General features: G+C 63.0%; 10 protein-coding genes. 5 read left to right on the top strand and 5 right to left on the bottom strand.

The window, feature by feature from the left end:
• Nucleotides 1-56 precede the first annotated feature (56 nt).
• Nucleotides 57-869, bottom strand: a complete 813-nt coding sequence (locus tag BLX41_RS06365) for a phosphatase PAP2 family protein (protein ID WP_123724210.1) — start codon at nt 867-869, stop codon at nt 57-59.
• Between the two features lie 99 nt (nt 870-968).
• Here BLX41_RS06365 and hslO point away from each other — a divergent pair, with 99 nt between their 5' ends.
• Together hslO and BLX41_RS06355 are read left to right on the top strand one after the other, a co-directional pair.
• Complete coding sequence (gene hslO, locus BLX41_RS06360; protein ID WP_123724209.1) at nt 969-1871, top strand: Hsp33 family molecular chaperone HslO; 903 nt, start codon at nt 969-971, stop codon at nt 1869-1871.
• A 179-nt stretch (nt 1872-2050) separates the two neighbouring features.
• Nucleotides 2051-3592 (top strand): phosphoenolpyruvate carboxykinase, encoded by a 1542-nt coding sequence (locus tag BLX41_RS06355; protein ID WP_123724208.1) that lies wholly within the window; start codon nt 2051-2053, stop codon nt 3590-3592.
• 62 nt (nt 3593-3654) lie between these two features.
• Here BLX41_RS06355 and BLX41_RS06350 read toward each other — a convergent pair whose 3' ends face one another.
• The 4 genes from BLX41_RS06350 to BLX41_RS06335 form a co-directional block, all read right to left on the bottom strand.
• On the bottom strand, nt 3655-4509 hold the full coding sequence (locus BLX41_RS06350; RefSeq protein WP_185073420.1) for a DMT family transporter: 855 nt from the start codon (nt 4507-4509) through the stop codon (nt 3655-3657).
• A 62-nt stretch (nt 4510-4571) separates the two neighbouring features.
• Nucleotides 4572-5843: a type II toxin-antitoxin system HipA family toxin gene (locus BLX41_RS06345; RefSeq protein ID WP_123724206.1), complete on the bottom strand. Its 1272-nt coding sequence runs from the start codon at nt 5841-5843 to the stop codon at nt 4572-4574.
• Entirely contained in the window at nt 5840-6334 is a 495-nt protein-coding gene (locus tag BLX41_RS06340) for a helix-turn-helix domain-containing protein (RefSeq protein WP_123724205.1), read from the bottom strand. The genes BLX41_RS06345 and BLX41_RS06340 overlap by 4 nt, the downstream gene beginning before the upstream one ends.
• A 135-nt stretch (nt 6335-6469) precedes the next feature.
• Nucleotides 6470-6823 carry a DUF1493 family protein gene (locus BLX41_RS06335; RefSeq protein ID WP_123724204.1) on the bottom strand — a complete coding sequence of 118 codons (354 nt, stop codon included), beginning with the start codon at nt 6821-6823 and terminating at the stop codon, nt 6470-6472.
• A 233-nt stretch (nt 6824-7056) separates the two neighbouring features.
• On the opposite strand from BLX41_RS06335, the gene BLX41_RS06330 reads away from it, so the two are divergent.
• The 3 genes from BLX41_RS06330 to BLX41_RS06320 form a co-directional block, all read left to right on the top strand.
• A complete protein-coding gene (locus BLX41_RS06330) occupies nt 7057-8229 on the top strand; it encodes a YfaP family protein (protein ID WP_123724203.1) in 1173 nt (390 codons plus the stop codon).
• 67 nt (nt 8230-8296) lie between these two features.
• Nucleotides 8297-9427 carry a polysaccharide deacetylase family protein gene (locus BLX41_RS06325; protein ID WP_123724202.1) on the top strand — a complete coding sequence of 377 codons (1131 nt, stop codon included), beginning with the start codon at nt 8297-8299 and terminating at the stop codon, nt 9425-9427.
• A 122-nt stretch (nt 9428-9549) separates the two neighbouring features.
• Nucleotides 9550-10940, top strand: a 1391-nt coding sequence (locus BLX41_RS06320; RefSeq protein WP_148059696.1) for a RecQ family ATP-dependent DNA helicase, incomplete at its 3' end; no start/stop codon positions are given.

The following is a 10940-nucleotide window of genomic DNA, read 5'->3' as shown; positions in this document are numbered from 1 at the left end:
CGGCGAAGGCGTCCTCGAGGGCCCATTCGCCGGCAAGCCGGCGCCTGCCGGTCTGATCAGCGCAGCAGGCTGCTGGCGCGGACCACGCTCATGCGCGAGAGCACCGGTATCCGGGTCATCAGCTTGAACAGCGGGTGTGTCAGGCGCAGCAGGAAGTTCGACATCCGCGCCGCATACGGCGTGTAGTAGCCCCAGCCCAGGGCCAGCACCGCCAGCAGCACGCCGCCGATGTAGTCGTCCTGGCCCCAATGTGCGCCCGCCACCAGGCGCGGCATCATGAACAGCAGGGTCAGGCCCCAGACGATCAGGAACTGGCCGACGCTGCGGCTGAAGATCCCCATGAACAGGCCCCAGATCAGCAGCACCGAAGCGTGGTCGCCGGGGAAGCTCTGGCTGGAGCGGTCCTTGAGTTCCCAGGTTTTTTCCCAACCCGGGAAGTAGTCGCTCATGTGCACGGCGCCTTCGAGCACCATGGACGGGCTGTTGTGTTGCCAGTTCATCAGCGCCACCAACTTGGAAAACAGCGCGCGAATCACCACCATGAGAATCAGGATCGACAGGAAGCCGAAAAACGCCCGGCGTACGTCCACCGCCTTGAACACCCAGTCACCGCGAATCAGCAGGCCGAGCATGATCAGGCCCACCACGATATCGAAGGGGCGCAGGCTGGCCACAGCCCAGATGTGCAGCCAGGTGGAGTTTGTTGCCAGGGGAGTGTTGAGGTGACGGAACAGCCATTCGTCGAACATCAGGCAGTACATCTGCCCGGTCGGCCACAGCCAGAATCCCAGCAGGGCCAAAGGGAGTAAATTGCACAGAACCAGCTTGCCGAGGTTCCACCTTGCTTGGAACAAACCCGGATTGTTCATAAAATATCTCCAATCACCGCAAAAACTGCACCTTCATGGTGCAAAATCGTAATTTTCGGTGCTTGTAACCTTTTTGTCATCATTCAGATACCCAGACCTATGACTGATTTGCCGGATACCGACTTCACTCAACGCTTCATCTTTGATGAGAACGACACCCGCGGCGAGCTGGTGGCGCTGGAGCGCAGTTACGCGGAAGTCCTCGCCAAACACCCCTATCCCGAGCCGGTTGCACAGTTGCTCGGCGAGCTGATGGCGGCGGCATCGTTGCTGGTCGGCACCCTGAAATTCGATGGCTTGCTGATTCTCCAGGCCCGTTCCGAAGGCCCGGTGCCGCTGCTGATGATCGAGTGCTCCAGTGAGCGCGAGATCCGTGGCCTGGCCCGTTACGACGCGACGCAGATCGCCCCCGACGCGACCCTCGCCGACCTGATGCCCAACGGCGTCCTGGCCCTTACCGTGGACCCGACCAATGGCCAGCGCTACCAGGGCATTGTCGACCTGGACGGCGCCAGCCTGGCGGAATGCTTCACCAACTACTTCGTCATGTCGCAACAGACCGGCACCCGTTTCTGGCTCTACGCCGACGGCCGCAGTGCCCGTGGCCTGCTCCTGCAACAACTGCCCGCCGACCGCCTGCGTGATCAGGAAGAGCGCGACGCCAGCTGGCAGCACCTCACCGCCCTGGCCAGCACCCTGACCGCCGATGAACTGCTGAGCCTGGACAACGAAACCGTGCTGCACCGCCTGTACCACGAAGAGGCCGTGCGCCTGTTCGACGTGCAACCGCTGCGTTTCCGCTGCAGCTGCTCCCGTGAGCGCTCGGGCAATGCACTGGTCAGCCTGGGGCTCGAAGATGCTCAGGAGCTGGTGGTGGAACATGGCGGCAGCATCGAGATCGATTGCCAGTTCTGCAACGAGCGTTATCTGTTCGATGCCGCCGATATCGCGCAATTGTTTGCTGGAGCGGGCGTCGACACACCGTCAGATACTCGTCACTAAAACGGTTCAGCGCAGGTAAATCACCTGGCAAACGCCGGAATTACGCCGTACTGACGGGAGGACCCTACTATTTTTGGGCTTTTCTGGCATAATCCGGCGCACTTTTTTCGCGGTAGTAGTGCGCGAGTTTCTACTACAAAACGTTTGGAGCACTCGGCCAATGGCCGACGGGGAACCTCATGACGCAAGCCAATAACGCCGTGTACACCGATCTGAGTGTGGATGATCTGGTCAAAGAAGCCCTGAACCGCGGTGAGGGCGAACTGGCCGATACCGGCGCTCTGGTGGTTCGCACCGGTCATCGTACCGGCCGTTCGCCAGTGGACCGTTTCATCGTTGAAGAGCCCAGCACCCAGGACGCTATCGCCTGGGGCCCGATCAACCGCAAGTTCCCGGCGGCCAAGTTCGACGCCCTGTGGGACCGCGTTGAAGCCTACCTGGGCGAGCGCGAGCGTTTTGTTTCCCACGTGCATGTAGGTTCCGATCCGGCGCACTACCTGCCAGTGAAAATGACCACCGAGACTGCCTGGCACAACCTGTTCGGCCGTTGCCTGTTCATCAACCCCGAGCAATACAACGCCGGTGGCAAAGATGAATGGCAGATCCTCAACGCGCCGAACTTCGTCTGCGAGCCTGAGCGCGACGGCACCAACTCCGACGGCACCGTGATCATCAACTTCGCGGCCAAGAAAGTGCTGATCGCCGGCATGCGCTACGCCGGTGAAATGAAGAAAGCCCTGTTCTCCGTGCAGAACTTCCTGCTGCCAGCTGCCGACGTACTGCCGATGCACTGCGCCGCCAACATGGGCGAAGAAGGCGACGTGACCCTGTTCTTCGGTTTGTCGGGCACCGGCAAAACCACCCTGTCCGCCGACGAAAGCCGTTACCTGATCGGTGACGACGAACACGGCTGGGGCGTGGGCGTGGTGTTCAACATCGAAGGCGGTTGCTATGCCAAGTGCATCGACCTGTCGGAGAAGAACGAGCCGGTGATCTGGAAAGCCATCCAGCACGGTGCCGTTCTGGAAAACGTCGTCCTGGATGCCAACAAAAAGGCCGACTACGCCGACGACAGCCTGACTCAGAACAGCCGCGCCGCTTACCCGCGCGAGCTGATCGAAAAACGCGCACCGAAGAACCTCGGTGGCGAGCCTAACGCCGTGATCTTCCTGACCTGCGACCTGACCGGCGTACTGCCGCCCGTCTCGATCCTCAGCGAAGAACAAGCCGCCTACCACTTCCTGTCCGGCTACACCGCTCTGGTGGGCTCGACTGAGATGGGCTCGGGCTCGGGCATCAAGTCGACCTTCTCCACCTGCTTCGGCGCCCCGTTCTTCCCGCGTCCGGCGGGCGAATACGCAGAGTTGCTGATCAAGCGCATCCGCGGCTTCGGCTCCAAGGTCTACCTGGTCAACACCGGCTGGACCGGCGGCGGCTACGGCGTGGGCAAACGCTTCAACATCCCCACCACCCGTGGCGTGATTGCAGCGATCCAGAGCGGCGCGCTGATCGGTGCCGAGACCGAGCACCTGGACATCATCAACCTGGACGTGCCCAAAGCCGTACCGGGCGTCGAAACCGGCCTGCTCAACCCACGCAACACCTGGGCTGACCAAGCCGCCTACGACGAAGCCGCCAAGGCCCTGGCCGGCCTGTTCATCGAGAACTTCAAGAAGTTCGACGTGAGCGACGCGATCAAGGCAGCCGGTCCGAAGCTGTAAGCTTCGACCTGCCATGCAAAAGCCGCCCTTAGGGGCGGCTTTTTTGTGGGCTACAGAAAGGCTCACGTCTTCAGGTGCAACACCAGCGCCCCGAGCAACACCAGCACCACCCCCGTCACCTGTACCACCGTCAGCCGTTCCTTGAAGAACACATAGCCCAGCACCGCGGCGATGCCGCCGGACAGGGTGCTGATCACCGTCACCACCGACACCGAGCCGCTCATGGCGCCCCAGGAAAAGGCGAAGAAGGCGCCCAGGTTCATCAGGCTGGTGGAGGCCAGCAGGCCACAGTTTTTCAGCGGCGGAATCTTCAGCCCGTCCGCGACTTTCAGCACCATCAGCAGCATTACGCCGCTGCCCACCGCGTAACCCAGCCAGAGCATGCTGATCGGCCCCAGTTGCGGCAGGGTGTAGCGACCCTGCAGCCAGAAGCTGGTGCCGTACAGAACGGCCGAGAGCAGGGCGAAGAAGATCGAGCGGCCGGCGGCGGTGCTGTGGGGTAGTTTGGGGTCCGAGTGCAGGCTGGAGAGGATGACGCCGATCACGCACACGAGGATGCACATGAGCTGCAGCAGGCTGATCTGTTCGCCGCTGGCCCAGGACAGCAGGGTGGTGACCACGCCGTAGGAGGTCACCAATGGGGCGACGATGGACGCTTTGCCCAGGGCGAAGGCCTTGCCCAGGGCCAGGGCCCCGGAGACGGTAAAGGCTGCGGCGACCACGCCCATCAGCCAGACTTGCGCGGGCGCGGCCATGGCCTTGTAGAGGATGGCGGGAAAGATCGCCAGCAGCAGGCTCATCAGGGTGAACCCCAGACTCTGGCTGAAGAACACTGCACGTTTCACGCCCACGGCGCGAACATTGAGCCCCACGAGAAAATCGGTGCCGCCCCACAGCAGGGCGGCGAGCAAGCCCATCAATACGTCCACTGACTGTCCTTGTCGATTGACGGGTTGGCGGAGCCCAACGGCCGTGCTGTTTACTGCTGTGCGAGTCGAAACGCCGGGGCCATGCGTTCTTGTTCACGCCGTGACAGCCCCAGGGCCTGGGCCAGGGTGGGCCATTGGCGAACCACGCTCTGGCAGTGTTCGATGATGCCTTCTGCCTCTGCACGACCGAGGCGGAAATATGCCGCTACTTCCCGTGCCAGTTCAAGGTCCAGCGCATTGTCGGCTTCGCTGATGTTGAGTTTCAGCCCGCTGGCGTGGGCGCAGGGATTCATGTCGTAGGCCGGTGACAGGCGCCAACCGCGCCCGGGTTCGAGCATGAAGCCATGGTTGTGCAGGTGGTCGTCGTTGTTGGACACCAGCAGGTTGAAGACCATGCGCGACCACAGTTCACGCAGATCGGCGCGGGTTTGCGCACCGTGGGCGATCAGCACTTCGGCCAGTTCCAGGTAGCTGGCGCCGGTGGAGGCGTCGTCGCCGTCGCTGCGATCGGTGAGGGTCATGGCCGAGGCAAAGTGCAGCCGGCCGCCCGCTTCGGTGCGGTCGAAGCGCTTGACCATGAAACAGTGCTGGTCGCTGGCGAAGCGTTGCGCCATGGCCCCGGGAACCCGCAAGCCGCAATGGCTGGCCAGGGCGTTGAGGAGCATCTCCCAGGCGCCGACGTCATGTTCGTCGCGGACGCTGGGAAACTTGGCGATCCACAGGTGGCCCTTGTCGTCGGCGACGCTGGCTTTGGGGCGGGCGCCGCCCAGTGATCCCCCCGGGGCGATCAGCATGCGCAACCATTGGCCGCCGTCGGCGGCGCTGTTGTGCGGATCGTTTTCCAGGGCGCGGCTGGCCTGTTCCAGGGCCCGCAGTTCGACGAAGGGCGGCGCCGCGAGGCCGTCGCGAGCATCCAGGAACGGGCCTTGGTCATCGAGGCGGTAGCGCAGGGCGCCGACGCGATACAGATCATGCACCCCCAGCAGCAGGTCGGCGTCCTGCAGGCGGGTGCCGGCGGGCGCCAGGCCTTCGCGAATGTCCCGTTCCAGCCGGCGTTGCATCAGTAGATGGCCCCAGCGATCGGGGCTTGAGTCGGCAAACACGCCAAAGCGGTTTTGCTGCTGGCCGCTGAATTGCCGGCCGGCGAATCGCCCGATGCGCGGGTCCAGGGCAATGCTGGTCAGCTCGGGATCGAGCAGTGCGGCGGGGTCATATTCGAACTCGAAGACGCTGGCAGCGCGGACTGTCCCGACATGCAGCCAGCCCAGGCGCCTTGGCCCGCCCAAAGACTCCCAATCGGCATAGACGGCGATCAGGGTCATGGCTCATCGATCCTGGGTGTGCGCTTTTTCGCGGGCTTCAGGAGGCTGCTCAGCGACTGGGTATTGATCGGAAAGTCCGCCGAAGGCGGCGCTGGGGGGATCGGCTCGGCCGCGGCTTCATGCAGGGTCAGGCCGGCAGCAGGCGCCTTGGTCGAACGCAGGCTGGGAGCCCGGCGCGCTTTGCCTGGCGCGTTGCTGTCTCCCGGCAAGAGCCGGGCATCTTGCAACTGACGGCCCAGCTCATCGCGGGCTGCCAGTTGCTCCAGGTCCTTTTCCAGCCCCAGCACCTGCATCACCGACAGGTAGGCACCCATGGTCACGCCGGACCCGCCCGATTCCAGGGAGCGCAGTGTGGTCAGTGACATGCCCGCGCGTTCGGCCACTTGCTTGGCGGTCAGCTTGCGCCGCAGTCGAGCCAGTTTCAGGCGTTCGCCAAAGGCATCGAGCAGCTTGCTTGTGGCCGGCAGGAGTGGGGCGGTTTTCTTAGCCATATGCCATTATTCCTGGGTTTTTTAACTAAAACTGCCAAAATATTAGCATTTAATTTTGGGTGCGCCAGTTCGTTACTGAGCGAGTCAGGCCGCTGCTGCGGATGTTTTTCGAGGGCGGATTTGACCCTGCCGGGGTTAGAGCGCTTCCAGCACCTGGGTGTCCCAGCGCTGTTGCCTGATCGCCTGGTACAGCATGCCGATGGTCAGCGGCACCTTGTCGCCCCGGCCCTTGGCCCGGCGTTTCTGAAACGGGTCGAAGCCTTCTGGCTGGAAGTAGCGATGGCTGTCGAAATCGACAAAGTCGATACCGAACTGCTCTTCCAGGGCTTGCAGCAAATGCCGGGTATCGGCGCCGTCGCAGCCCAGGTCGAGGTTGATGGCGGTGCTCAGGCGCAGGGTCTTGCGCTCGGGCAGGCCGATTTCTTCATGCAGCAACTGCATCAGTTGGCGCATGGTGGCGTCGTCGGGAAAGCCGGGGGCCAGGTGCATGATCGGAGTTCACTTGCGGCGTTTGAGAAGGTGGAGTGTACGGCGATTCTCCGGCTGAGTTGCAAGTCACCAAGTGGTTGCGCCAGCGGGACATTTCGAGAGCTCGGCACTGTTTTTTTGCCCGGTATTTCCCAGGTCGGACCGAGCATTACCGGGCAAAACTGTGTATGGTTCGCCGCTGGCTGGTGGGTCGGGGCAGAGGCCCGATCACCCTTATCTACAGGGATTTTGTTATGGCTTTTTTTCGCCTCGCGGCGCTGGTGTGGCTAGGGATGCTGGCGAGCTCGGTACAGGCTCAGGCGTTGTCGATCCAAGTGCAGGACGCGCTGGCCAAGGGCGCGCCGCTGGCCGATGCCCAGGTGCAGGTGCAACAGGGCGCGACTCAGGTTTCAGGAAGCACCGATGCCCAGGGCCGGGTAACCCTGACGGCCCAGGTGGCCGATTCGCCGGCCAGTGAGCTGCTGATCCGTAAAGCCGGCTACGCCGACCTGCGGGTCAAGTGCCCGTGTCAGGGCTTGAATTACGCCCTGAGTCCCCTGCTGGACAACCCGGAAAGCCTGCGAATAGTGCTGAGCTGGAGCGCGCCGGGTGAAGACCTCGATGCCCATCTGAGTTATCCCCACAAGCTGTTGTACTTCGCCACTGGTAAAGGGCCGGGAGCCCGTCTGGAGGCAGACAGCAGCGACAGCAGCCGGCCGGAAACCATCACCATCGACCAACGTGTGCCGGGCGACGCCTACGTTTTTGCCGTGCACGACTTCACCAACAGCACCAGTTACGAAGCGTTGCGCCTGGGCCGCAGCCAGGCGCGGGTCTTTGTCTATAAAGGCGCTGCGCTGATCCGCAGCTACCGCGTGCCGCAGAACCGCAAGGGCAATCTGTGGGTGGTGTTTCGCCTGACCGCCGATGGCCGCCTGCAGGATATCGATCGGCTGCTGCTAGGCAGCGAGGAGCCGGAATCGGTCATGAGCGCGCTCGACCCGCTGCTGGAAAATGCCAAGTCCATCGATGAAGTGGTGGGCGCGGACTTCGGGCCGGTGGATGCCAAGAGCCTCAACCTCAAGGGCGAGGAGTCTTACCGCAAGGGCGATTTCGGCGGGGCGCGGATCTTCTACAGCGAAGCCATCGAGCTCGAGCCGGGCTTTGCCCAGGCCTACAGCAACCTGGCCCTGGCCAATCGCAAGAACAGCCGCCCCGACGACGCCATAGCCGCGGACCGCAAGGCCATCGCCCTGGCCAGCGGCCCGGCCGCATCGACCATTCGCGCCAGTGCCTACTACGACATGGCGCGCATCTATGAAGACGCCGGGCAGTTGGCCACGGCGCTTGAGCACTACCAAAAAGCCCGGGAGCAGAAGGCCAACCCGGTGTACGACAAGGCCATAGAGCGGCTGCAAAACCGCTGATCACACAGGCAGAAGTTATCTCCACAACGCGCCGACAGTGGCGCGTTGTGCATTTATGGAGGTTGATATGCGATTTCGTGTTTTCCCCTGGTTGCTGGCGCTGTGCCTGTCCGGCGGCGTGGCCCAGGCGGCCGGGCCGCAGGTGTTCGCCACCATCGACCGCAGTGGCTGGCCGAATGCCCTGACCAGCACCGCGGATTTCGACACCGCTTCACGGGGCGAGATTCTGATGTTCGGCAAGGCGCTGCTGGCCAGCGAAGCCCTGGGCGAACAGGCCCTGAAGCAGCGGCTCGGAGTCAGGCAACTGGATCTGAAGTCGGTGAATCAGGTGCGCCAGCGCTTCTGGGAGTTGCTGCTGAACAACTACCGTCTGGCCAGCCAGGACTGCGAAGGAACACCGTTCTGTCTGCCTGTGCGCAATCTCGGAGAGCTGCGGCAACTGGTGGCCAGTTTTACCGGAGAGAGTAAACCCACCTACGGGGCGTGGGCCGAGGCCAGCACCCGGTTTCATCAGCAGTACCTGAACGAGCAACTGCGCTTGGCGGCGCTGTTCAGCGTTGTCAGCAGCGAGATCCAGCGCATGGGGCCGACGGAGCGCCTGGGGGACGAGTTGGCGGATCGGGAGTTTCTGCTGACTTTCGATGACGGGCCGAGCCTGCGCGGCGGGCATACCGATCAACTGATCGAGGTACTGCGATCCAAGGATCTGCATAGTCTGTTCTTTGTGCTGGGGGACTCGTTTCAGGCGCGTCTGAGCCAATCTTCGGCAGGGCAGATGCGCCAGTTGTACGATGGCCAATGTGTGGGCGTACATGGTTGGGAACACAAATCCCACTCCTCGTGGAGCGAGTGGCAAACGTCTGTGATCCACAGCGCAAACCTGGCCGACCGCACCCTGGCGGATGCATACCAACCGCTGTTTCGTCCACCCTATGGGCAACGCCGCAGTGACAGCGCCGATTTCTTCAAGGCCCAGGGGCTGCAACTGATGCTGTGGAACATCGACTCCCAGGACTGGAGCAAAAAGGTCAGCGCCGCAGCCTCAGCCCAGCGGGTGCAGACCCTGATGCTGCTCTGGCGGCGCGGCATCATCCTGTTCCATGACACCCACGCCAAGGCGATCCAGGCGGTGCCGACACTGTTTGAAGCCAATCAGCGCAATGGCGTGCGCTGGCTGGACTGCCGAACCTTGCGCTAGACCCTGGCTCCCTGCGTCGGCCCGGTATCATCCGGTATCTGTTTTCCTGCGACCTTTTCTCGAACCGCCGACCTGTGCCGCTAGTCTGCAAGGACAGGTCAGCGGTCAAAGGAGTGACCCTTATGCACAGCACCCTCGAACAGGTCTTCGGTTATCCACAGTTTCGTCCGGGTCAGGAGGCTGCTGTCAGTGCGGTGCTGGCAGGGCGCTCGGCGGCGGCGATCTTTCCCACCGGCTCGGGCAAGTCCCTGTGCTACCAATTGCCGGCCTTGCTGCTGCCGCACCTGACCCTGGTGGTCTCGCCGCTGCTGGCGCTGATGCAGGATCAGTTGGCCTTTCTCCAGCGTCACGGCATCGCCGCCGCCAGCATCGATTCGGCCCAGAGCCGCGATGCAGCCAATGACGTCATGGCCCGGGCCCGCTCCGGTGAACTGAAGATCCTGATGATCTCGGTGGAGCGCCTGAAGAACGAGCGCTTCCGCAATTTTTTGCAGCAGGTGCCCATCTCCCTGCTGGTGGTGGATGAGGCTCACTGCATCTCCGAATGGGGCCACAACTTCCGTCCCGACTACCTGAAGCTGCCGGACTACCAGCGCCAGTTCAACATTCCCCAGGCCCTGCTGCTCACGGCCACGGCGACGCCCAAGGTAATCGCCGACATGCAGGCCAAGTTCACCATCGACGCCGCCGATGTGGTGACCACCGGCTTCTACCGGCCCAACCTCAACCTGCTGGTGGAACCGGTGCGCGGCGCGGACAAGCGCCGGCGCTTGGTGCAGTGGATGGGTGAACGGGCCGGGCAGCCGAGCATTGTCTACGTGACCCTGCAAAAGACCGCCGAGCAGATCGCCGAGCACTTGAGCCGCCAGGGCATCGCCGCCGAGGCCTACCACGCCGGTCTGCCCCACGAGCAGCGCGAGTCGATCCAGCGCCGGTTCATGGAGGGGCGCAGCAACTGCATCGTCGCCACCATCGCCTTCGGCATGGGCATCGACAAGAGCGACATCCGTAACGTGGTGCACTTCGATCTGCCCAAGTCCATCGAGAACTACAGCCAGGAAATCGGCCGCGCCGGGCGCGACGGCCAGCCTTCGGACTGCCTGGTGCTGGCCAACCGCGACAGCCTCAACGTGCTGGAGAATTTCGTTTACGGCGACACGCCGGAGCTGAGCGGCATCCGCTGCGTGCTGGATGAATTGCAGGCGTCGGTGCCGGAAGGACAGTGGGAGTTCCTGCTAGGGCCCCTGGCGGACCAGAGCAACATTCGCCAGTTGCCGCTCAAGACCCTGTTGGTGCAGTTGGAACTGCGGGGTCTGATCGCCCCACGCTATGCCTACTTCGCTGAGTACCGCTTCAAGTTCCTGCTGGAACCCGAGGCCTTGCTGGCGCGTTTCGAAGGCGAGCGCCGCGACTTTGTCCAGGCCATCATCAACACCTCCAGCCGGGCCCGGACCTGGGCCACGGTGAATTTCGACGCGCTCTACGAGCAGTACCAGGCGCCGCGCAACCGGGT

The organism is Pseudomonas protegens (genome assembly GCF_003732485.1).
Taxonomy (GTDB): domain Bacteria; phylum Pseudomonadota; class Gammaproteobacteria; order Pseudomonadales; family Pseudomonadaceae; genus Aquipseudomonas; species Aquipseudomonas protegens_B.
The sequence above is the reverse complement of the archived record's forward strand: the minus strand, read 5'-3'. Positions and strand labels throughout refer to the sequence as shown.

Coding starts and splice junctions, on each gene's coding strand:
- BLX41_RS06365 (WP_123724210.1), bottom strand. CDS start 869: ATGAACAATCCGGGTTTGTTCCAAGCAAGGTGGAACCTCGGCAAGCTG.
- hslO (WP_123724209.1), top strand. CDS start 969: ATGACTGATTTGCCGGATACCGACTTCACTCAACGCTTCATCTTTGAT.
- BLX41_RS06355 (WP_123724208.1), top strand. CDS start 2,051: ATGACGCAAGCCAATAACGCCGTGTACACCGATCTGAGTGTGGATGAT.
- BLX41_RS06350 (WP_185073420.1), bottom strand. CDS start 4,509: ATGGGCTTGCTCGCCGCCCTGCTGTGGGGCGGCACCGATTTTCTCGTG.
- BLX41_RS06345 (WP_123724206.1), bottom strand. CDS start 5,843: ATGACCCTGATCGCCGTCTATGCCGATTGGGAGTCTTTGGGCGGGCCA.
- BLX41_RS06340 (WP_123724205.1), bottom strand. CDS start 6,334: ATGGCTAAGAAAACCGCCCCACTCCTGCCGGCCACAAGCAAGCTGCTC.
- BLX41_RS06335 (WP_123724204.1), bottom strand. CDS start 6,823: ATGCACCTGGCCCCCGGCTTTCCCGACGACGCCACCATGCGCCAACTG.
- BLX41_RS06330 (WP_123724203.1), top strand. CDS start 7,057: ATGGCTTTTTTTCGCCTCGCGGCGCTGGTGTGGCTAGGGATGCTGGCG.
- BLX41_RS06325 (WP_123724202.1), top strand. CDS start 8,297: ATGCGATTTCGTGTTTTCCCCTGGTTGCTGGCGCTGTGCCTGTCCGGC.